This is a genomic window from Mesorhizobium loti R88b (assembly GCF_013170845.1).
Classification (GTDB): Bacteria; Pseudomonadota; Alphaproteobacteria; order Rhizobiales; family Rhizobiaceae; genus Mesorhizobium; species Mesorhizobium loti_B.
Genome location: NZ_CP033367.1, coordinates 6833800 through 6856578, shown reverse-complemented (window position 1 = coordinate 6856578; position 22779 = coordinate 6833800). Strand labels below are relative to the sequence as shown.

At 59.3% G+C, this 22779-nt stretch carries 14 protein-coding genes and 6 pseudogenes; 14 read left to right on the top strand and 6 right to left on the bottom strand.

The window, feature by feature from the left end; all coding sequences use genetic code 11:
• Window positions 1-81: 81 nt before the first annotated feature.
• From EB235_RS33085 to EB235_RS33075, 3 genes and pseudogenes are all read right to left on the bottom strand, one after another.
• A protein-coding gene (locus EB235_RS33085) for an IS3 family transposase (protein WP_106406554.1) occupies window positions 82-1271 on the bottom strand; the annotation gives its coding sequence in 2 pieces (ribosomal slippage) (window positions 82-1019 and window positions 1019-1271; 1191 coding nt in all).
• Between the two features lie 742 nt (window positions 1272-2013).
• Window positions 2014-2660: pseudogene (locus tag EB235_RS33080) on the bottom strand (IS30 family transposase); the annotation flags it as partial.
• 45 nt (window positions 2661-2705) lie between these two features.
• Window positions 2706-3662, bottom strand: coding sequence for a GlxA family transcriptional regulator (locus EB235_RS33075; protein ID WP_027033257.1), 957 nt, complete (start codon window positions 3660-3662; stop codon window positions 2706-2708).
• Window positions 3663-3757: 95 nt separating this feature from the next.
• On the opposite strand from EB235_RS33075, the gene EB235_RS33070 reads away from it, so the two are divergent.
• From EB235_RS33070 to EB235_RS33025, 10 genes and pseudogenes are all read left to right on the top strand, one after another.
• The gene (locus tag EB235_RS33070; RefSeq protein WP_027033258.1) at window positions 3758-5008 is read left to right on the top strand and encodes a sarcosine oxidase subunit beta family protein; all 1251 of its coding nucleotides are present in this window, start codon (window positions 3758-3760) and stop codon (window positions 5006-5008) included.
• An 18-nt stretch (window positions 5009-5026) separates the two neighbouring features.
• Window positions 5027-5302, top strand: coding sequence for a sarcosine oxidase subunit delta (locus EB235_RS33065; RefSeq protein ID WP_027033259.1), 276 nt, complete (start codon window positions 5027-5029; stop codon window positions 5300-5302).
• The gene (locus tag EB235_RS33060; RefSeq protein ID WP_027033260.1) at window positions 5302-8268 is read left to right on the top strand and encodes a sarcosine oxidase subunit alpha family protein; all 2967 of its coding nucleotides are present in this window, start codon (window positions 5302-5304) and stop codon (window positions 8266-8268) included. Before EB235_RS33065 ends, EB235_RS33060 begins: the two co-directional genes overlap by 1 nt.
• Window positions 8261-8785, top strand: a complete 525-nt coding sequence (locus tag EB235_RS33055) for a sarcosine oxidase subunit gamma family protein (RefSeq protein ID WP_027033261.1) — start codon at window positions 8261-8263, stop codon at window positions 8783-8785. Before EB235_RS33060 ends, EB235_RS33055 begins: the two co-directional genes overlap by 8 nt.
• 292 nt (window positions 8786-9077) lie before the next feature.
• Window positions 9078-9536 (top strand): annotated as a pseudogene (locus EB235_RS33050) (IS630 family transposase); the annotation flags it as partial.
• Between the two features lie 433 nt (window positions 9537-9969).
• Window positions 9970-10766, top strand: a protein-coding gene (locus tag EB235_RS33045) for an IS5 family transposase (protein WP_411970574.1) whose coding sequence is annotated in 2 segments (ribosomal slippage) — window positions 9970-10314 and window positions 10317-10766 — 795 coding nt in all. Because the reading frame shifts where the segments join, the coding sequence is not laid out codon by codon here.
• A gap of 44 nt (window positions 10767-10810) precedes the next feature.
• A pseudogene (locus EB235_RS33040) lies at window positions 10811-11817 on the top strand (IS110 family transposase).
• A 578-nt stretch (window positions 11818-12395) separates the two neighbouring features.
• Complete coding sequence (locus tag EB235_RS33035; protein ID WP_152536301.1) at window positions 12396-13373, top strand: IS1595 family transposase; 978 nt, start codon at window positions 12396-12398, stop codon at window positions 13371-13373.
• 332 nt (window positions 13374-13705) lie between these two features.
• A complete protein-coding gene (locus EB235_RS33030; protein ID WP_051402057.1) occupies window positions 13706-14866 on the top strand; it encodes a M24 family metallopeptidase in 1161 nt (386 codons plus the stop codon).
• 671 nt (window positions 14867-15537) lie between these two features.
• Window positions 15538-16360: pseudogene (locus tag EB235_RS33025) on the top strand (IS5 family transposase).
• A gap of 25 nt (window positions 16361-16385) precedes the next feature.
• On the opposite strand, the gene EB235_RS34630 reads toward EB235_RS33025, so the two are convergent.
• Window positions 16386-16571: a hypothetical protein gene (locus EB235_RS34630; RefSeq protein WP_202596442.1), complete on the bottom strand. Its 186-nt coding sequence runs from the start codon at window positions 16569-16571 to the stop codon at window positions 16386-16388.
• A 41-nt stretch (window positions 16572-16612) separates the two neighbouring features.
• Between EB235_RS34630 and EB235_RS33020 the strand changes: the two genes are divergently transcribed.
• Genes EB235_RS33020 through EB235_RS33005 form a run of 4 tightly spaced genes read left to right on the top strand, consistent with a single transcriptional unit; the run spans window position 16613 to window position 21924 of the window.
• Entirely contained in the window at window positions 16613-17800 is a 1188-nt protein-coding gene (locus tag EB235_RS33020; protein WP_080680396.1) for an ABC transporter ATP-binding protein, read from the top strand.
• A gap of 12 nt (window positions 17801-17812) precedes the next feature.
• The gene (locus tag EB235_RS33015) at window positions 17813-18928 is read left to right on the top strand and encodes an ABC transporter substrate-binding protein (RefSeq protein ID WP_051371445.1); all 1116 of its coding nucleotides are present in this window, start codon (window positions 17813-17815) and stop codon (window positions 18926-18928) included.
• Window positions 18928-20739 (top strand): ABC transporter permease subunit, encoded by a 1812-nt coding sequence (locus EB235_RS33010; protein WP_051371444.1) that lies wholly within the window; start codon window positions 18928-18930, stop codon window positions 20737-20739. Before EB235_RS33015 ends, EB235_RS33010 begins: the two co-directional genes overlap by 1 nt.
• A gap of 6 nt (window positions 20740-20745) precedes the next feature.
• Window positions 20746-21924, top strand: coding sequence for a M24 family metallopeptidase (locus EB235_RS33005; RefSeq protein ID WP_080680397.1), 1179 nt, complete (start codon window positions 20746-20748; stop codon window positions 21922-21924).
• Window positions 21925-22276: 352 nt separating this feature from the next.
• On the opposite strand, the pseudogene EB235_RS33000 reads toward EB235_RS33005, so the two are convergent.
• Window positions 22277-22630: pseudogene (locus EB235_RS33000) on the bottom strand (transposase); the annotation flags it as partial.
• 24 nt (window positions 22631-22654) lie between these two features.
• Window positions 22655-22774: pseudogene (locus tag EB235_RS32995) on the bottom strand (transposase domain-containing protein); the annotation flags it as partial.
• Window positions 22775-22779: the final 5 nt, after the last annotated feature.

The following is a 22779-nucleotide window of genomic DNA, read 5'->3' as shown; positions in this document are numbered from 1 at the left end:
ATTGAGCAGGCGCCTTTTAGCTACGGTTGGCTGATTGCCGCGAACATGGCCACGTGCTGCTTCTGACCTGCCCCTGAACTGTCATCCAGCGGCGATTAGAGCCTCGACCGTTTCAGTTACGCCGTAGGGCGCGGGTTGAGCAACCGGCGGAGACGCGAAGCCCACATCGAGCGCAGCGTTGGAGCCGGTTGCGGTGAGGACCTCGGCGAACGCCGCCGGGGTCTGGTAGCCGAGCGAGGAGTGAGGCCTCGCGGTGTTGTAGTCCTCCACCCATTCGGTTATGGCGCAGCGGGCGTGATCGAGGCCAAAGAACAGGCTCTCGTTCAGGAGCTCATCGCGCATCCGGCCGTTGAAGCTCTCGATGTAGCCGTTCTGCATCGGCTTTCCCGGCGCGATGTAATGCCATTCGACACGGTGATCCTTCGACCAGGCCAGGATGGCGTTCGAGGTGAACTCGGTGCCATGGTCGGAAACGATCATGTCGGGCTTGCCGCGAAGGCTGATCAGATCGGTCAGCTCGCGTGCCACTCGGCGACCGGAGATCGAGGTGTCGGGGATCGCGGCCAGGCACTCCCGGGTCACGTCATCAACTATGTTCATCACCCGGAACCGCCTGCCGCAGGCGAACTGATCATGCACGAAGTCCAGCGACCAGCGGGCATTCGGCCTCGCCTCGACCAGGATCGGTGCCCGCGTTCCGACCGCTCGTCGCCGTGCCCGGCGCTTGCGCACCGTCAGTCCCTCCTCGCGGTAGAGCCGGTAGATGCGGTTGACCCCTGATGCCTCGCCCTCCCGCCGGAGCAGAATGAACAGCCGCCGATAGCCCAAGCGGCGGCGTTCGTTGGCGAGCTCGCGAAGCCTGCCGCGCAGCTCTGTCTCCGGCGGCCGGCAGGACCGGTAGCGCACCATCTTCCGATCGGCGCCGACGATGGAACAGGCCCGGCGTTCCGACAGACCCATGACGGCCTGCAGATGCGCGACGGCTTCGCGCCTGGCGGCGGGCCCTACCATTTTTTTGACAGGAGCTCCTTCAGCGCCGCCGCCTCCAGCATCTGGTCGGCGAGCAGCTTCTTCAGCTTCGCGTTCTCGTCTTCCAGGGCCTTCAGGCGCTTGGCGTCGGACACGTCCATCCCGCCATACTTCGCCTTCCAGTTATACAGCGTCGCCTCGCTGATCGCGTGCTTGCGCGCAAGATCGCCCGCCTTCGCACCCGCCTCGTGCTCGCGCAGAACCGCAATGATCTGTTCTTCCGTGAACCGCTTCCGCTTCATCTGTCCGTCCTTCAAATGAGGCCGGACTCTAACTCCAAGTGGAGGAAAAACTCAGTGGCAGGTCACTTCGTGGGGAAGTCCTTCCGGTGTATGTCTCGCACGTTCCAGGTAAATTCGTGGCGCAACCGTCTTAACGGAATGAACCAGCTTCGGCCCCGGCAGGGACGTATCCGCACGGTATGGGTGCTGCAGAGCTCGAACGATAGCTGATGGCTGTCGCCTCAAGGAATTCGGCGGATCGAAGCATCGCATGCCACAGCGAGTTAGGGGGCGACAGCGACGGCGGTACCTCTGAAGCCGATCTTTTCCCAGTCAGGCTCACAACTGCAGCCTTCATAGAGAAGTGAACGCACATGTGTGTATTTCCACGGCGGGAGATATGGCCTTCGTAATCCACCTCACCCGAGCTAATGCATTTGTTGCCGCGCGGCCGGGCATCGTTACACCGTCGTCGCACGCCGCAGCGCCGCTGCTCTCGGGGACCACATCGCCGTCTGCATGTTCCAATGTCATTGCGCGTAAGCTCCATGTTCATCGAGCTATTGCAAGGTGCCGTGGCGCATCGCTCTGATGTCCTTTTGCAAGGCGCGATCTGCGCAGTATCTCACCCGACAGCGATTTCCTCGGTCGGTTTGAGCGTCTCATGCTCGCCTGGATACCGTGACGATGCAGAAGTTCGGAGTAGGCCCCGCAGGCGTATTGGGCGGATTCAAGCGATCGTCGCAACACCGATTGTGTTCACTCATGACAGCAACTCGTCAAGCGTCTCTGCTGGCGTTTTCCAACCCAAAGTTTTTCTCGGTCGAGCATTGAGGGCCGCGGCCACGGCGGCGATCTCGTCGGCGCTGTGGACGCTCAGGTCGGTGCCTTTCGGGAAGTACTGACGCAGCAGCCCATTGGTGTTCTCGTTGGTGCCACGCTGCCAGGGGCTTTGCGGATCGCAGAAATAGACTTGGACACCCGCGTCGATCTTGAGACGATCGTGCTGAGCCATTTCGGCTCCCTGATCCAGGTCAGCGAACGACGCATCTCTTCGGGCAAGGTGATGATGGTGCGCGTAATCGCGTCGCGCACGGCTTCGGCCCCGTGTCCCGCGAGAGCAGGGCCATTCTTCATGCGCGGAGCTTCGCCATGCCCCGCAAGCCGCGGAAGATGCGGCAACATCGTGAAGCGTGTCGTACGCTCAACCAGCGTGCCGATCGCCGAGCTGCCAAGACCAAGGATGAGGTCTCGCTCCCAGTGGCCCGGCACTCCGCGATCGGCCGCTTCGGCGGGGCGTTGACTAATCATGATCTCCGGCGAGACAAAGCTCTTGCCTCGCCTGCGTACCCGTGCCCTGGGGACCCGCAACACGCGCCCCGTTCGCAAGCAGGCCGACAGTTCGTGGCGAGGCGATGCATCTATTCCGAAGGAGACCTGTGCATTCGGAGGAGTTTATCGCAAAGAGCTAGGAGCCCTGCCGTAATGGGCCTTGAATGCCTGGGAAAAGTGTCCGGTGCTGGAGAACCCGGTGGCAAAGGCAATTTCGGCGATCGCAAGCGGGCTCTGTTCGATCAGCCGCCGCGCGTGATCCAGCCGGATCCGGCGGTAGGTTTGCAAGAAGCCGGCGCTCAGATGCTGGGTGAAGAGGCGATCCAGATGGCGGGAGCTGATCGAGAGGAAATGCGCCATTGCTTCGCGATCGAGCGGATTTTCGATCGTCGCTTCCATCTTTTCAAGCGCGGCCAGCAGGATCGGATTGTGAGTGCCAAATCGCTCAGCCGCAGAACCGCGTTGCGGGTCGGATGGGTCGGCAATCGCAGTGTGAAGGTACCAGTCGCTGACGCGGCTCGCGAAATGCGCGCCCATGCGTTCGGCGATCAGCGCATGCATCATGTCGAGCGGAGCCACGCCGCCGCCACAGGTTATACGATCGCCGTCGATGACGTAGCGGGCTTGCCTAAGCGCTAGAGCCGGATAGGCCTCGCGCAAGATCGGGGCATGCTCCCAATGAATGGTGAAGTCCCTGTTGTCGAGCAGACCGGCGGCGGCCAGGATATACGCGCCGCTCGAGATCGCGCCGAGACGGACGCCGAGACGAGACAGCCGCCGCAACGCCCTGAACAGCCTGTCCGCTTCCGCCCAGTTGCTTGGATCGCCGCCCGCACAGATGAACACTGTATGAAATTCCGCACCCGCGGACGAGAGATCATCGCAGGCAATGTCGATGCCGCCGGAGCTCTGCACAGGCAGGCCACCCTGCGAAAGCTGCCTGATAGTGTAAAGGCTGCGGCCCGCGAGCAGATTGGCGGCGCGTAAGGGTTCGGTCGCCGATGCGTAGGACATGAGCGCGAAATTCGGTAGCAGGAGAAAACCAAACCGCTGAGTTTGTCGATCCAATTCAACCGTCATGTCCGATCTATATAACTAATCGTCCCATTTTTGGAACTAAATTGTTGTCGACGGGCATAGGTTGCACCGACTCCCCAGCTTGGACATGGCCAGCGATGCGATACTCCGCTCTCTCGATTTTTCTCAACGGCCTTCGCGGCAATACCGGCTGGGGTCCGGCCTGGCGCGCGCCGCAGCCCAAATCCCACTACGACGTGATTATCGTTGGCGGTGGCGGGCATGGCCTATCGACGGCCTATTATCTCGCTAAGGAATTTGGCGTCGCCAATGTCGCAGTGCTGGAAAAAAGCTACATCGGCAGCGGAAACGTCGGCCGCAACACGACGATCATCCGCTCCAACTACCTGCTGCCGGGCAACAACCCCTTCTACGAATTGTCGATGAAACTCTGGGAAGGACTGGAGCAGGATTTCAATTTCAACGCGATGGTCTCTCAGCGCGGCGTACTGAATCTCTATCATTCCGACGCGCAACGCGACGCCTATACGCGGCGCGGCAATGCGATGCTGCTGCATGGCGTCGATGCGGAACTGCTCGACCGCGAGGCGGTGCGCGCCAAGCTGCCATTCCTCGATTTCGACAATGCACGCTTCCCGATCCAGGGCGGTCTGCTGCAGAGGCGCGGCGGTACTGTGCGGCATGACGCGGTGGCCTGGGGCTATGCGCGCGGCGCCGACATGCGCGGCGTCGACATCATCCAGCATTGCGAAGTGACCGGCATTCGCCGCGAAAACGGCAAGGTCCTCGGCGTCGAGACCACGCGCGGCTTCATCGGCTGCGGCAAGCTGGCGCTTGCGGCCGCCGGCAATTCCTCGCGCGTTGCCGAGATGGCCGATATCAAGCTGCCGCTGGAAAGCCATGTGCTGCAGGCCTTCGTCTCCGAGGGCCTGAAGCCCTTCATCGATTGCGTCGTGACTTTCGGCGCGGGCCATTTCTACGTCTCGCAGTCCGACAAGGGCGGGCTCGTCTTCGGCGGAGACATCGATGGCTACAATTCCTATGCCCAACGCGGCAATCTCGCCACCGTCGAGCATGTCGCCGAGGCGGGTAAGGCGATGATCCCCGGCATTTCCCGCGTCCGCGTGCTGCGGTCCTGGGGCGGAATCATGGACATGTCGATGGACGGCTCGCCGATCATCGACCGCACCCACATCAACAATCTCTACCTCAATGCCGGCTGGTGCTACGGCGGCTTTAAGGCAACCCCCGCATCGGGCCTCTGCTTTGCGCATCTCATCGCACGCGGCACGCCGCACGAGACCGCTCGCGCCTTCCGGCTCGACCGTTTCGCGCGCGGCCATATCCTCGACGAAAAGGGCCAGGGCGCCCAGCCCAACCTCCACTAATTTGCAGGGTACCTGAACATGGCAAGCCTGATCCCGTGTCCCCATTGCGGCTCTCGACCGAAAGAAGAGTTCACTGTGAAGGGGGCGGCACTCGCCCGACCCGCACCTGATGCCGGCACGGCGGCGTGGATCGACTATGTCTATCTGCGCGACAATCCGCGCGGCGCCTATGAGGAATATTGGCATCATACGTCCGGCTGCCGGCGCTGGCTGGTGGTGAGCCGCAATACGGCAACGCATGAAATCTCGGGCTCCCGCGACGTGGTACTCAAGCTATCGGCGGAGGCGCTCTGATGACCTCCTATCGACTGCCCAAGGGTGGCCTGATCGATCGCCAGTCACGCCTCGGCTTCAGCTTCGACGGCCAGTCGGTCACGGGCCATGCCGGCGATACGCTGGCCTCCGCCTTGCTCGCCAATGGCCGCCAGCTAGTGGGCCGCAGCTTTAAATACCATCGGCCGCGCGGCATCCTAACCGCGGGCGCGGCGGAACCGAATGCATTGATGACCATCGGCAGCGGAGGGCGCACGGAGGCCAATACCCGGGCTACGATGCAGGACCTTTACGACGGTCTCGAAGCCCGCAGCCAGAACCGCTGGCCTTCGCTCGATTTCGATATCGGTTCGCTGAACGGCCTGCTCTCACCCTTCCTCGCCGCGGGCTTCTACTACAAGACCTTCATGTGGCCGGCGAAGCTCTGGGAAGGTCTCTACGAGCCCTTTATCCGCCGCGCCGCCGGTCTCGGCAAGGCGACCTACGAAGCCGATCCCGACCGCTACGAGAAGCGCTGGGCGCATTGCGACCTGCTGGTGATCGGCGCCGGCCCAGCCGGGCTGGCCGCCGCGCTGTCCGCCGGCCGTGCAGGGGCACGTGTCATCATCCTCGACGAACACAGCCTGGCGGGCGGATCGTTGCTGTCGGAGGCCGCGACCATCGGCGGGGAAAGCGCGCCGGCATTTGCCAAGCGGCTCGCCGACGAGCTGGAAACGCTGCCGAATGTACGCGTACTGACCCGCACAACCGCTTTCGGCTGGTATGACGGCAATGTCGTTGGCGCTGTGGAGCGCGCCCAGAAGCATGTGCGCCACCCCGATCCGAACAAGCCGGTCGAGCGCATGTGGCGCATCGTCGCCAAAAAGGCGCTTCTCGCCACCGGTACCGAGGAGCGGCCGCTCGTGTTCGGCGGCAACGATATTCCCGGTGTGATGATCGCGGGTGCGATGCGCTGCTATCTCAACCGCTTTGCCGTGGCCCCCGGCCAGCGCACCGCCATCTTCACCACCAATGACAGCGGATATGCACTCGCCCGCGACCTCGAGGCGGCGGGTGTCCAGCTTACCGCAATCATCGACAGCCGCGCCGAATCCCAGTTCGTGTATACCGGCAAGGCTCGCCTTCTCAAGGGCGCCGTCGTGTCTGATGCCAAGGGCGGCAAAGCGCTCTCCAGCGTCAACGTCACGGCCGCAAACGGCGCGACCGAAGCCATTGCTGTGGATGCGCTCGCCATGTCCGGCGGCTTCAGCCCGATTATTCACCTTGCCTGCCATCGCGGCGGCAAGCCGCAATGGTCGGATGTGCATGGCGCCTTCATGGCCCCGTCGGAAACCAGGGGCCTCGTGCTCGCAGGCGCAGTCACGGGCACAACCGGATTGTCGGCAAGCTTTGCAGAGGGCGCTGCGCGCGGCGCTACCATGGCCCAAGATCTCGGGTTCGCCGCCCAACCATTCGACGCCGGTCCTGTCGATGGCGACATCGTTGCTTCGCCGGCCAGCCCGCTCTGGAATATCCGTGGCGTGAAGGGCAAGGCCTTCGTCGACTTCCAGAACGATGTCGGCCGCAAGGATCTCGGCCTTGCCGTGCAGGAAGGCTATGGCGATGTCGAACTTGCCAAGCGCTACACGACATCGGGCATGGCCACTGACCAGGGCAAGCTCTCCAATGTCACCGCAATTGGCCTGCTGGCCGAAGCGCGTGGCGTCTCTCCCGCCGAAGTCGGCACGACGACCTTCCGGCCCTTCTATACGCCGATCAGCTTCGGCGCGCTGACCGGCCCGCATCACGGCCATCATTTCCAGCCGGTGCGCAAGTCGCCTCTGCATGACTGGGCCAAGAAGCACGGCGCGGTCTTCGTCGAGACCGGTCTCTGGTATCGCTCATCCTGGTTCCCGCGCGCGGGTGAAACCAGCTGGCGACAGAGCGTCGATCGCGAGGTCCTGAACGTTCGAACGAATGTCGGGATTTGTGATGTGTCGATGCTCGGCAAGATCGAGGTCTGCGGCAAGGATGCGGCGGAGTTCCTCAATCGGGTCTATTCGAACGCCTTCCTGAAACTGCCAGTCGGCAAGGCGCGCTATGGTCTGATGCTGCGCGAGGACGGCTTCATCTATGATGACGGCACGACGAGCCGCCTGGCTGACGACCGCTTCTTCATGACCACGACCACGGCCTATGCCGCCGGCGTCATGACGCATCTCGAATTCTGCGCCCAGGGGCTGTGGCCGGAGCTCGACGTACGACTCGCCTCGGTGACGGACCAATGGGGACAGATGTCCGTGGTCGGGCCCAAGGCGCGCGCGACGCTGCAGGCGATCGTCGATGGTGATATTTCCGACACTGCCTTCCCCTTTCTTGCCGCAAAGGAGGTCTCGCTCTTCGGCGGCCGGCTGCATGGCCGCCTGTTTCGTATCTCGTTCTCGGGCGAACTGGCTTATGAGCTTGCCGTGCCGGCCGGCTATTGCGAGAGCGTCGCCGACGGCGTTCTCCAGGCAGGCAAGGAACATGGCATCCAGCCTTATGGCGTGGAGGCGCTCAGCGTACTGCGCATCGAGAAGGGCCATGTGACGCATAACGAGATCAACGGTACTGTGATCCCCTCGGATCTCGGTTTCGCAAAGATGGTGTCGACAGCCAAGCCGGATTTCATCGGCAAGGCGATGCTCGGCCGCGAGGGACTGGTGGCCCAGGATCGCCCGAGCCTTGTCGGCGTCGTCCCGCTCGATCCAACGACCACATTCCGCACCGGCTCGCACATTCTCGCCAAGGGGGCCGCGCAGACGCTCGAGAACGACCAGGGCTATGTCTCGTCGAGTGCCTTTTCACCCCACGTCGGCTCGACTATCGGGTTGGCGCTGGTGAAGAGTGGCCATGCCAGGCATGGCGAAGAGGTGGTGGTGTGGAACGGCCTGAGCAAGGAATTTACCGTCGCACGTCTTTGCAATCCGGTCTTCTTCGATCCAGCAAACGAGAAGCTCCATGTCTGATTTCGAACTCATCCACCGTCCGGCGATCAGCACCAAACCGGTAGGGAGCTCCGACGCCTTCGCTATGAAGGCGATGCCCGAGGGCACCCTGATCCACATACTCGGCAAGCCCGGCGCAGAGAATCTTACGGCCACGCTGCAAGGCCTGTTCGGCGGCGAGGCCAACAGGATCCGCACCTTCGGCCCCGGCCAATGGCTGGTCGTCAGGGATGAGCCGACATCCCGCTCAGATATGCAGGCCCTCTTCGAAAGACTCGACACACGGGCATTTGCGGTCGACCAGACCCATGGACGCATCAGGATTGAAGTCGCGGGCCGCGCTGTCCAATCGCTGCTGGCAAAAGGTACCGCTATCGATCTTAACGCCGTGGCCGTGGGACAGTCCGCGATGACGCTGATGGGACACATTTCCGTGCACATCACGCGCGTCGCTTTGAATCGTTTTGAGCTGATTGTGCTTCGCGGCTTTGGTCAAAGTCTGTGGGACGAGATAGCTCATCTTAACGCCGATTTCTGAATAACCGCGGCTCACGTTTTCTGCTCAACACCATACAATTACCAGCAAGCTGCAACGAGCTTTCGTCAGCAGTTCTCAATTAGGTCGTGAACTCATAAATTGGGGATGACCGCGATGCTTGGCGAACTGCGATCAAGCTACAAGTATGTCGTCTAAAGCAAGCCGCTACCGCTTGAGTTGCGTCGGCGTGTTGTTGCGTATGTCGATGAGGGACATGGCCACCGCGAGGCCGCGCGTCATTTCCGCGTTTCGCCTCGCTTTGTGAACAATCTGATTAACCTGCGCCCGCACCGGCTGGGCGCCGAAGGGCGAGCGCTTCAGGACGCATGCGCCATTCGGCAAATGGCAGACGCAAACCTTCATCGCCGGGCTGCGATGCCACGGTCTTGTCGCGCCATGGATCGTCAACGCGCCGATGAATGCCGCCATCTTCGAACGCTACGTCGAAACTCAGCTCGCTCCCGAACTGTCGCCCGGCGATGTCGTCATTCTCGACAATGTCGGCTTCCACAAGAACGAGCGCGCCGCGCAACTGGTTCGCCAAAGGGGCGCATGGCTCCTGTTCCTGCCGCCATACTCGCCAGACCTCAACCCGATCGAGATGGCCTATTCAAAACTCAAGGCGAGGCTGCGAAAGAAGGCGGCCAGAAGCTTCGATGCCCTCTGCGAGGCTCTCGGCGATATCTGCCATCTGTTCCAGCCAGCCGAATGCAGAAACTTCTTCAAAGCTGCCGGATATGAGGCCAATTAATCGCGACACGCTTTAGCTCAACCGTCGCCACACCGTTGATCATTGTCACGGTGAGACGAAGCTCCAAATCGGATCGACCACCTTCGTTTTGGCTCCAAAGCGGCGCTCGGACTGACCACTTCTTCGCCGACCGCTGTGTTGACAGCTATTACATCCAAACGGCAAACGGCGGCGCAGAGAATGTTCGTCCATAATCCGATATAACGCGATCGACGTCGGCCGCCGAACAGTGCGACACATCCGCTTTGGTGACTGCACTCTGGCAGTCCCCTGCGGAGATGGAAATTATGATCTCACGGATCCTGGCTTCAGCGTCTGCGATTAGCATGGTGCCAAGGATGCAGCGTTGCCAAGCGATCCGTCAATATTTGCGGTTAAGCCGTTTTCCGACGGTCCACTTTCATATCTCCGCGAATTCTGATTCAGACTCTCTATGAGCCGATATGATTTGACCGACTTCGAGTGGCGCGTTATCGAGCCGCTCTTGCCCAACAAGCCGGGAGGGATGCCGCGCGTCGATGACCGCCACGTGCTGAACGGCATTTTCTGGGTCTTGCGATCCGGTGCCCCATGGCGAGACCTGCCGGAACGCTACGGTCCGCGGACCACCTGCTACAACCGGTTTGCGCGATGGCGGAAGGCAGGCGTATGGGACCGCCTGATGGACGCCATCAGCGCCGCCCACGACGGCGCCATACAGATGATCGACAGCACTTCCATCCGGGCGCACCAGCAGGCTGCGACGGCAAAAAAGGGGGGCCAGATCATTGTCTCGGTCAATCGCGCAGTGGGCTCACGACCAAGATCCACGTCGTCGACGACGCGCAAGGGCTCCCAATCCGGCTCGGTCTGACAGCAGGACAGGCACATGACGGTCAGATCGCTGATCGGCTTCTCGATCATCTTGGCCCACGCACCATCGTGCTGGCCGACAAAGCCTACGACGCCGACCGCATCCGGGCACTGATCCAGGGGCAGGGTGCCACGCCCAACATCCCGGCCAAGAGTAACCGGAAATGGAAGCCCTGCTTCAGCAAACGGCTCTACCGCGAGCGCAACCTGATCGAACGCTTCTTCTCCAAGTTGAGGCACTTCCGTCGCGTCTCAACCCGCTATGAAAAGCTCGCCGACAACTTCCTCCCCATGGTCCAGCTCGCGTCAATACGCCTGTGGCTGCGCGCTTATGAGTCATCGTGTAATTTGTGGTTGCTTCCCTCGGGACTCGGGTGAGGCGCACACTTCTGGTTGTCGAATCCTGAAGGAAGGAAACAGCCATGAAGCATTATGCCGGACTGGACCTGTCGATGGAAAGCACGCAGGTCTGCATTATCGATGAAAATGGGCGCAAGCTGAGTTCCGAGAACGCTGAGAGCACGCCGGATGCGATCGCCGACGCATTACGCCGACACGGCCCGATCGAGCGGGCGGTGATCGAAACCGGACGTATGTCACCCGCGATCTGCCTTGGCCTGCGGGAGTTGGGCGTCAACGTGGTGTGTATCGATGCCCGCCAGGCGCACCAGAGCCTCGAGGCGATGAAGGCGAACAAGACCGATCCGCATGATGCTGCAGGGCTCGCGCAACTGGCAAGAACGGGCTTCTACAAGGAGGTTCATGTCAAATCGCCGGGCGCACACGGTATACGCAGCATGATCATCGCTCGCGGTCATCTGGTGGAGGCCCGTGTCCGGCTCGACAACATGATCCGTTGGTTGTGCGCTACCTTCGGCTATAGGCCGGGCGTCGGGCAGGGAAAGGCCTTCATCGAACGCATCATGGAAGCATCCCACATCCCTGGTCTTGGCGAAGCGATTACTTCGTTGCTGACGGTGCGCGTGCAACTGGTCGAGCAGATCAAGGAGCTGGATCTCAAGCTGCGTATGCTCGCCGCTCAGTCGCAGGCCTGCCAAATCCTTATGAGTATACCTGGTGTTGGCATCCAGACTTCAGCCGCGTTCTCCGCCGCCATCGACGAGGCGGTCGGTTCCGACAATCGCGAAACGCGGGCGCCTACTTTGGTCTGGTGCCCAGGCGTCGTCAATCTGGCGAACTCGACTGGACCGGCCGGATCACCAAGCAAGGTGACAGCATGGTCCGCAAGCTTCTCTATGAAGCGGCCAACTCAATCCTGACTCGGAGCCGGGAGAGCTTCGCGCTCAAGACCTGGGCGCTGAAAATCTCGAAGCGCCGCGGCCTGAAGAAAGCCCGAGTGGCACTCGCGCGGCGTCTCGCTGTCATCATGCATGCCATGCTGCGCGACGGCACTTTGTTCGAGGCTTGAGATGAGGTAGAAACAGTTTGCCAGCGGTGAAGCGCCAGCGCTGATCCGAGGGCGGTGTCCCGCGAGGGAACGCAGGGACGGACGATATGCGAAGGTAGTCAGATGGGCCTGACAGCCCGCTTCGAGTCAATGCAACGTCCGGCCTTGTGAGACCCGATACAGCACGACCAGCTCCGGCTCGGCCAGTGCGGACAGATCCTTGAAACCCTCAAGGGATACACCGCCAAGCTCTGCAAATTACAGATCCTGACCCTAGCCATGACGGATCCCGCTTCTGGTGTTAGCGGGTGCGCAAGTTTGGCGGCTTGGCTTGAATGGCGAGGGCCATTTGAATAACTCGTGAAATCCAGCCCGCAATCGATCGAGAAGCTCTGACAATGTCGAGGAGAACATCTCCACCCGTTACCGTTTTACATAAGTCGTTCCGTTGCTAGTGGTCAGCTGCACTTATTTCGAACCTTGGTACCCTGGTTCAGGCGTGGCTGCTGCATGGCTGATGAAGAACATTGTCACGCTTTCCAGCATTCGAACTGTTGAAGAAATGATCGCGGCCTTCCGGATAGCAGCATAGCCGTCGGTTGCTGGTTCGGCCGGATGGCCGGATCTGCTCCGCCTGCGGATACAAACGCTCGATTGCACTTGCCGGTCGCGATACCGGCAAGCGGCGTGCCCGACCGGGTCGTTATCAATGTTCCAGCGGCGATTGCCGGTTCCAGTTCACGGTGACGACACATACGCCTCTGCACTCCACGAAGCTTCCCTTGAGTGTTTGCCTGAAGGCTATGTGGCTGTTACTGCCATCCGACAAGGGCTTGTCGTGGGTGCGTCCAGCCGAGGCGCTCGGGGTGAGCCAGCCAGCATCTGGCGAATTGGACATGCACTGCGTCTTATTGGTGGCGCGGGAGAACGTGCTCGCCGGCACGGTGGAGATCGACCATTTCCATCTCGGTGAAAGGCCCAGAAAGAATCCCGACGACCCACCTCCGGGCCGCGGCTGGAAAGGCCAGGCGAATACGCACAAAACGTCAGTTATGGCAATGGTGCGGCGTCCGACTGATGTAATGCGTGGCACGCTGGCCGGTGATGCGCGTGCGGCGGTTGTGACCGGTCTTTCGGCGCGAGCAAGCGAACGCGTCGTTGAGGCGCAGATTGAACCCGGAGCTCACTTGATGAGCGACGAGTGGAAGGCATTCATGGCCATTGGTGAGAGCTTTGCCAAGCATGAGACCAGCTGTTCGCGACGCTGTCCACGTCAACTCGGTCGAGGGCTTCAACTCCGCGTCCCCCGTACCATCGCCGGCGTCTTTCATCATATCAGCCCGCAGCATGCCGACCTGTATTTCCACGAGATCGACTTCCGATGGTCGCAGCGCGTCGTCACAGGAAACGTCATTCGCAAAACCAGGCATGGCCGGGAGAGCGTGCGTACCCTGTCGCCGCGCGTGACGCCTGCGCTGCACTTGACGAATGTTTTTCGCACAGCCATAGGTCGTCAGATGCGCCAAAGCCAGTATGGCTGCATCATCGTCAAATCCGCCGTAGCTGTCTTTGGTTGATAAAGGCCTCGTACGATTTCGAACTGCTCTTATTCCGCCCCTTCATGCCGATCGCGATGACGAGCAGTAGATCCTCGCTTACATACAGCCCGTTGATTTGGATGAATCCCTAACGGGTCGTCGAACGGAGGCCAACGGAAGATTGCATGTCAAACCGAGCACCCTTGCGCGGCTCACGTTTCAGCTGCTGACTCATTTTGGCGCAAAGTCCTCTCCTCCGGATGGTACCACTTGCCCAATTGCTATCCTTGGCCAAGAGATTTGTTTCACCCAGGCGAATGCAGAAGGTACGCACATCTAGAGGTGGGGCGACAACGAAGGAGCCCACGACGGTGACCGAGCATACGAATAGCGGGATGGATTTCCCTGTTGAAGAATATAAGACACGCCTTCAACGCACGCAGGAGGAAATGGCAAAGCATGATCTGGACGTGTTACTCCTGCATCAGCCCGAGAACATTCAATATCTGACAGGTCTCGACGCTGGGGCGGGCTTTTTCTCATATCACGCCGTAGCGGTTCCGAGCCATCGCGATCCAGTGCTGATCTTGCGCGATGTAGAAATCCCAGCAGCGCACCTCACGTCTTGGGTCACGAGCCACACGAGCTACGCAGATTCATCCGATCCGATCCGCGTTTCACTCGACGCGGCGCGGAGAGCCCTCGAGGGCTTGGGCTTGGCGGCCGGGCGTGTCGGCGTGGATGAGCACTCATGGTTCTTGACACTAGAACGGTGGAAGATGCTGCAGGCGCTGCTGCCAAATGCGACTTTTGTCAGAGAGCCGCGCATCGTCGACCATCTGCGACTGATCAAATCGCCGCGGGAAATAGATTATCTGCGCGGCGCTGCCCGTTGCGTTGAAGCGGGCATTTACGCTGGTATCGAGGCTGTCACGCCGGGCATCACGGAGCGACAGCTCGCCGGCACCGTGTTCGGCGCATTGGTGAACGCCGGGGCGGAAATGCCGCTTAGCGGTGTCATCACTTCCGGCAATCGGACAAATCTTTTACACGGATCCTATACCGACCGGCAATTGGAGCGTGGCGATACGGTCTATCTTGAGCTCAGCGGGATTCATCGACATTACTGGGCACGTTTGATGCGTACCGCCATTGTTGGGCTGCCCAGCGCTGAGCAGCAGCACATCGCTGAGACAATCATCCGCGTGCAAGACGATGCCATCGCGTTGATGCGGCCGGGCACACCAGCCAGTGTGATTGACCGAGCTTGCCGCGAGCCGCTGCTGGCAACGGGGCTGCGCAAGACATATACCAACCGTTCCGGCTATTCGCTTGGTCTCAACTACCGCCCCTCCGCCGGCGAATTTATCCGCGAGTTCGTGCCGGGCGTGGAATGGGTCCTGGAGCCGGGAATGGTGTTTGATATGCTGATGATGGCAGGCGGGATGGGCTTCAGCGACATGGTGCTGGTGACGGAACAAGGCCCGGAACGCCTAACCTGCATGGAGCGCAAGCTCTTCTCGTGCACCTGAAATCCCAGAAGATGGCTAAACTCATGCGACCGGTCATAGGTATCGTTAGCAATGTAAACAAGAACAAGGGAGGGCAGGAGGTTACTTTTGTCCGGCTCCCCTATCTGCGCCAATCGAAAAAGCTGACGCACTTCCGATCATTTTCCCTACTTAAGGCAGAGGAAGTAATGACGGTACTTCATTGTATTTTTAGCGTCGTGCTTAGAGGCGGTGGAAAGTTTTCGACAGAGTTTTTGGCTCAGCTCCGCGCCGTGCTGTTCCACGAATAATACCAGAGCGAATTAACTTCAAATTCACGTATGCCATTGCAGCGCTCAGTCGGTCCATATTATACAGGAATTTGCCGGGATACACTTTGCGCGTTTTAGCAAGAGGCGCGATCTATCCCCATACTCTCCATAAGCTTGCAAATGTGATCTACCATCGTGAGAGAGTTGACAAGTCTTGGGTCAAAGGGGTGACGCCTATGTACAACGAGGCGCTGGTGGCCAAAACGCGGTCACCGAGCCTCTGAATGCCTTGGTTCGCCGACTTGCTGGGTTCCATTGCTAGGGGCGTGTCTATACGATCGAGTATGACCTGCTGCGTGTAGGCCTCCGACGGCTAAGAGGCCGTTTGGAAAATCGAGGGTTGGGGTTTTGCGGTGAGGCTATTTGTGATTCAAGCTGTGGATGTGGACCAAACAGAGCCGTGGGCGGATGGCCCAGATCGCCAAGAAGACCAAGCGTTACCCGTCTGATTTGACGGACGAAGAATGGTACCAGATCGCCCCGCTGATGCCCAAGCCCGGGCGGCGTCGGGGCCGTCCGCGCGAGGCTGATTTCCGGGAGGTGATCAACGCCGTGCGCTACCTGGTCCGCTCCGGTTGCGGCTGGCGGATGCTGCCGATCCACTTCGGGCCTTGGCAGACGGTCTATGGCTGGTTCCGTGAACTGGCGCGGCGCTTTCTGTTCCAGACCATCCACGACGTGACGCTGATGCTGGATCGCGAACGGGCTGGGCGCGAGGCCAGTCCCACGGCGGGCGTGATCGACAGCCAGTCGGTGAAGGCTTCGGCCCCTGGCGCGCAAAGAGGCTATGACGCCGGCAAGAAGATCGTCGGCCGCAAGCGCCACATTGCAGTCGATACCGACGGGCGGCTCTTGATGGTCAACCTGACGCCAGCCGACATCTCCGACAGCGCCGGCGCGCAGGCCGTTCTCGACGGCATCCGCAAGCGCTGGCCCTGGGTGAAGCATCTGTTCGCCGACGGCGCCTACGATCGGCTCAAGCTCATGGACAAGGCCGCCTATCTCGACTTCGTCATCGACATCATCCGCCGATCCGACGACCAGAAGGGCTTCCACGCTCTGCCCCGTCGCTGGGTCGTCGAGCGCACCTTCGGCTGGATGACCCGATGGCGACGCCTCGTACGAGCAGCGCATCGATGTCTCTCACGCCATGATCCTCGTCGCCATGGGCGGCAACCTGCTACGAAGAACCGCTCATCCATGAATTTCCAAACGGACTCTAAGAAATTTCAATCACAACGCTCTTTTGCGAATTTTTCTTCAACAGGCCGCCCACATTGACGCCATTTCGCCTCGGAGAGGATGCTTAATGCAGGTTGATGTTGTGGAAAATGATCACCGATACTTTCGCTCGTGATCGCCGAAGGAGTGCGGATCAACCGCGCCGATAGCCTAAAAGAGGAGAACTGGGACATGACGTCTCATTCACATCCATTAGCCTCACGTGGAGGCGTCGATGCCCAGAGGTGAACCGCTGCGGTTAGAGCGACTTTGTAAACAGTACGGCAGCGTGCGAGGGGTTAATGACTTGTCGGTTCAAATCGAGGCCGGCGAATTTGTCTCATTTCTCGGACCAAGTGGTTCCGGCAAGACGACAACGTTGATGATGGTCGCGGGGTTCGAAACGCCCACCTCCGGCCAAATCTTTGTCGGCGCCCGACCAATAACCGGGCTACCCGTGCCTAGACGCAACATCGGAGTTGTATTCCAGAATTATGCGCTATTTCCACATCTATCCGTTTTCGAGAACGTGGCATTTGCGCTCAAGATGCGCAGAGTATCCGGCTCTGAACTTCGAGCCGGTGTCGCCGAAGCGCTCGATCTTGTTCAACTGAGCGGCTATGAAGCGCGGATGCCGCACGAGTTATCCGGCGGCCAACAGCAGCGAGTTGCCTTGGCTCGCGCACTTGTGTTTCGCCCAGGCGTAGTCCTCATGGACGAACCGCTTGGTGCGCTTGACAAACAGCTTCGCGAGCATATGCAGCTTGAGCTGAAGCGCCTTCAGAAGTCCCTTGGAATAACTGTGGTCTTCGTCACACACGATCAAAGTGAAGCGCTCACGATGTCTGATCGAATCGTGGTGATGAATAAGGGCAACGTCGAGCAAATCGGGACGCCTGAAGAAATATATGAGACTCCGCAAACGCGCTTCGTTGCAGGTTTCATCGGCGAGTCCAATTTCCTTCGCACTCATATTGTTGAAAGTAGAAAAGACGGCCCTCTCCTTGACCTGGCCGGCCTGCAAATTCGAGCGATGTGGCAGGGATCCGATAGCCTGCAGGGGGCTGTGACCCTCATGATCCGACCCGACAAGATCATCCCTCTCGACCCCGGCGTTCGCACTGATAATGAATTCGAAGGTGTGGTCGAAGAGGCCGTCTACCAGGGAAATGTCATTAAGTATCGTATTCGGTTACGTGCAAAGATTCCAGTGTTTCTCACTTTAGCAGCACCGAGCCACGCCCGATCTCAGCGATTCCATGTCGACCAACAAGTTAGAATTGGCTGGGACGCGCGGGATGGACGACTTCTTTCTGATGAGGGGGAACAATCAATCCCCGGCAAACCCAATAATCGCGTCGCGGTGTCAGCTTTCGCGGGCGTTACTGCAACTGCAGATCGTATGGCAATCGTATCTTTATAAGGGAATGATCTCATGACGTACAACATCAACCCCAGCCGACCGACCCGGCGTCAGACGTTAAAGCTAATTGGTACTGCGACCAGCGGAGCGGCGCTTGCGATTGGCGCTCCAGGCATTTTACGGGCGCAAGAATCGAAACTTGTCGTAGTCTCCGGCGGTGGATCCTATGAGGAGTCGATCCGCAAGGCAATAATTGATCCCTTCCAGCAAGAAACAGGGATCACGGTGACTTACGTGTCCCCGGAAGATGACGCGAAACTCAAGGCGCAGGTCGACAGCAACAACGTGCAGTGGGATGTAGCGGAGGTCGACACCTTCGCTTTTCGACCGGATGCGTCAAAGTACCTCGAGGAAATAGACTATGGCGTTTTCGATAAGGAAACACTGGACAACCTTGTGCCGGAAGCAAAGACAACATACGGCGTAGGCTCGTACGTCTATAGCACCGTTATGGCGTTCTCGACGACCGAATACCCGGCGAACAAGCCACGCCCGCGCTCATGGGCTGAGTTTTGGGACGCCGACAAGTTTCCGGGGCCACGCTCTCTTAAAACGTGTTCGAACTCGGATGTCACGACAATCGAATTTGCATTGCTGGCGGCCGGGGTGCCGAAGGACAAGCTGTATCCAATCGACTTCGACTCCGGATTCGCGTCCCTCGATCGCATCAAGTCGCACATAACCAAATTCTGGAGTGTCGGAGCCGAACCCGGTCAGCTCCTGTCGAACCGTGAAGTCTCGATGTCCTCGGCATATAATGGTCGAATGGCAGCCCTGAAGACACAGGGTGCCGCCGTTGATTACCAATGGAATGAGGGGGAGCTTAGCCCGGTCTACTGGGTCGTGCCGCGGGGAGCAAAAAATCGGGCCGCGGCCATGCGGTTTGTGGCCTACCAAGCCTCCGCGCAGGCGCAAGCGCGTCTAAACAATCTCATCTTCTATGGTCCAATGAACCGTGCGGCTTTCAAGTACATCGACCCAAAGGTTGCTGCAGACCTTCCCACAACTCCTGAGAACATTGCTAAACAGTTCTTCCGCGACCTGTCATACTGGGAAACTAAAGATTTATCTGGCAAATCTAATACAGAAATTCTCGTTGAGCGCTGGATAAAATGGACGGCTAGCTAATGGCTACTCCATACCATGTTGTGAGATCGGCCATCGCATGGCCGGTCAACAACCGGGAAGCCTCGCTCTTACTTGCTCCAGCAGCGCTTCTGCTTGGGGTTTTCTTCTTCATCCCGCTTTCCGGTCTGCTCTCTCTCAGCCTGCTCGATCCCGGGCCAACCTTCGCGCATTACCACGAGTTTTTGGATAACCCAACGAACTGGATTATTCTAGCCCGCACCTTCGCACTCGCAACAAAGGTTACATTGATCTGCCTTCTACTAGGCTATCCGCTAGCCTACTGGATAGTCTCGGCGCGCACTTGGGTCGCCGCGGCGCTACTGCTTGCGGTCGTTCTGCCGTTCTTTACCAGCTACCTCGTGCGCACATATGCATGGATGGTGCTTCTGGGGCGTTTTGGTGTAATCAATCAGCTGCTAATGGCAACTGGCCTTACTGAGCGCCCTGTCGACCTTATCTACAATCAGTTCAGCGTACTCGTAGCTATGGTCTACATCCTCATGCCCTATACGGTGCTGGTGCTCATTAGCGTGATGAAAGGGATTCCATACAGTCTGACGCGTGCTGCTGCCTCTCTAGGAGCCTCCGCGGCACAAAATTTTTGGCGCGTGTTCTTTCCGTTGAGCGCTCCGGGTGTTATCGCAGCCGGCCTACTGGTCTTCGTGTTCGCACTTGGGTTCTACATCACGCCCGTACTGCTCGACGGTCCGAACACGATGATACTGCCAATGCAAATCGACAGTTATGTAAACGGCACGCTCAATTGGCCGCTTGCGGCCACCGCTGCCACCGTGCTGCTTGCGATCACGCTCGTACTTTATTCGATTTCCAACCGTTTCGTCGATAGCGAGCGCCTGCTCAGTTCTAATCAGAGTACTGCCCACTCTGCGGGCCACACCGCGCGTCATTCAACTAGCGCATACATTCAACTCATTGATTTCGTTGCCGCCTTAGTGCGTGGCGTCGGACATGGAATCCGCTTTCCCGCCGGTATCGGTAGAGGCTGGGAGCGTCTGGCGCCGGGCAGAAAGCTGCTGCGCGGATTAAGCTTGCTCCTTGTTGCCTTCCTTGTCAGCCCGATCCTAATCATTGTCCCGATCTCATTCAGCTCTTCGCGCTTCCTCGACTTTCCGCCCCCCGGCCTGTCGCTGCAATGGTACCAGGCCTATTTCACTAGCGCTGCGTGGGTTTCTGCGACCTGGGAGAGTTTGGGAGTTGGAATAGCTGTGGCATGTCTAAGTCTTGCCATTGGTTCAGCGGCTGCAATGGCACTCGTGCGCGGCAGCCCGCGAATGCGCCGAATCGGATACCAGCTCTTGCTCGCACCGATGATCGTGCCGTCGATTGTTAATGCGGTGGCTCTCTACTTTCTCTTTGCGCGACTGCATCTTATCAACACGTCGTTCGCGCTTGTGACGGCGCACAGCATAGGCGCCGTTCCACTAGTAGTGTTGATCGTCGCCGCAAGTCTACAATCACAAAATATAATACTTGAATATGCGGCTGCTAGTTTGGGAGCGTCAAGGGTCGTTACGATATGGCGAATCGTGCTCCCTCTTATTCGTCCAGCTTTGATAGTCTCCGGATTTTTTGCATTCTTATCATCGTTCGATGAGGTCGTGCTATCACTTTACTTGAGTGGCCCAGATACTACTACTCTGCCGATCAAAATGTGGTCGGGAATTCGGGAAGAGATCACGCCAACGATTGCTGCGGTGTCCAGTCTATTGATCGCGTTCACGATTTTTATCTATGTCAGTGTGGCCATATTCCGCCAAGCGGGTGAACGGCAAGCCCAACAAGTGAGATAGTCTCCAATGAATACATCTCCGACGCTGAATGAACCTGTTAACACCGAGATGAATTTCCCTGCAGAGGAATATCGGGCGCGGGTGCAGCGCACGCAGGAAGAGATGGTAAAGCACGATCTTCCAGTGCTACTCCTACATCAGCCTGAAAACATCTACTATCTCAGTGGTCTACATGGTGTTGGTTATTTTTCCTACCATGCTTTAGCGGTTCCCGGCAGCGGCGACCCGGTGCTGATCTTGCGTGATGTGGAAGTCCCGGCGGCGCAAAGTACGTCCTGGGTGAAAAGCCACGCGACCTATTCAGATGTTGCAGATCCGCTCGCCGCTTGGCTCGACACGGCGCGCAGAGCTCTGGAAGGCCTCGGCTCGGCAGAAGGACGGGTAGGTGTGGATGACCACTCATGGTTCTTGACACCGGAACGACGGACGGTACTGCAGAGGGTGCTGTGCGATGCAAGCGTTGTCGCAGAGCCGCGCATTGTCGACCACCTCCGCCTGATAAAATCGCCGCGAGAAATAGATTATCTGCGGGGCGCCTCGCGCTTGGTTGAAGCAGGCATGCATGCTGGCATCGAGGCTATCGCACTCGGTGTCACGGAGCGGCAGATTGCCAATGAGGTGTGGAGCGCATTGGTGAAAGGCGGGTCGCCGGCGATGGGGCTGGGCGGTGTCATCACTTCCGGCAATCGAACAAATCTCATACATGGCGGCTATTCGGACCGTCGCTTGGAACGAGGTGATACTGTCTACTTTGAGCTCAACGGGCTACATCAACATTACTGGGCACGTTTGATGCGTACCGCCATTGTTGGGCAGCCCAGCGCTGAGCAGCAGCACATCGCTGAGACAATCATCCGCGTGCAAGACGATGCCATCGCGTTGATGCGGCCGGGCACACCAGCCAGCGTGATTGACCGAGCTTGCCGCGAGCCGCTGCTGGCAACGGGGCTTCGCAAGACATATACCAACCGTTCCGGTTATTCGCTTGGTCTCAACTACCGCCCCTCCGCCGGCGAATTTATCCGCGAGTTCGTGCCGGGCGTGGAATGGGTCCTGGAGCCGGGAATGGTATTTCATATGCTGATGATGGCAGCCGGTATGGGCTTTAGCGAGACCGTGCTGGTGACGGAACAAGGCCCGGAACGCCTAACCTGCATGGAGCGCAAGCTCTTCTCATGCACTTGAGAACCCACCAACGATGACTAAATTCAAACCGACATAGCCATCGCTCAAGTGATATCCTGGTCTTTTGTCTGAAGACGGCCTTCTCGCATCAACCGTCGACGGCTGCTCCATAGCCAGATACTTCATTCGCCAAGCGTCCACTTAAATCTGAGAGCCTTCTCTGTGGGGTCGTTTGGTCAAGATGCTCCTGCACTTTTTTCTTGACCGTTCCGTGGGTCACTCGCTTCTTTTCGCGGTCAGCGCTTGGGCCGCCGACGTCTCAATCTGTTTCACGACCTTGCCGCGCTTGGGCCGGCAGGTTCGGGACTCTCAACGAGATCGCCTCGCCCATCGTCCCCCAGGGAACGATCCGGGCGTCGCCCTTTCCAAAGCGCTCGGTCGCGTCGGCCCACATGCCATGCAGAATGACGGCCAGTTTGCGGGCGACCGCGACTCGGGCTCGTGCCATGCCGCGCCGCCTGGCGATGTTCATGCCCCATGCTCTGAGGCTCGACCACTTCTTCGATCGCACCAGCAGTGTGTGGGCCGCCTCATAAAGCGCGGTGCGTGCAAGTTCGTCGCCGCATCGGCTGACCTTTCCCTGGATGTCGGTTTCGCCGGACTGGTAGCGTGCCGGCGTCAGTCCCAGATGCGCCCCCACCGCCTGCGACGAGCCGAACCGCTCAGGCCGGTCGATCGTGGCGCGGAAGGCGAGCGCCGTGATCGGCCGTAAGCGGGCAGTTGAGGCCGTTCAGCTTTGGCAATTCCAGGGCATGAGGGCGTCGATACCGCTGTTTGGCCAGCCATCAGCGATGCGATCGAGGGTCTGGGGGAGCCAGGCGTGCGGATCGACCAGGTTCATCTTGGCGGTTTATG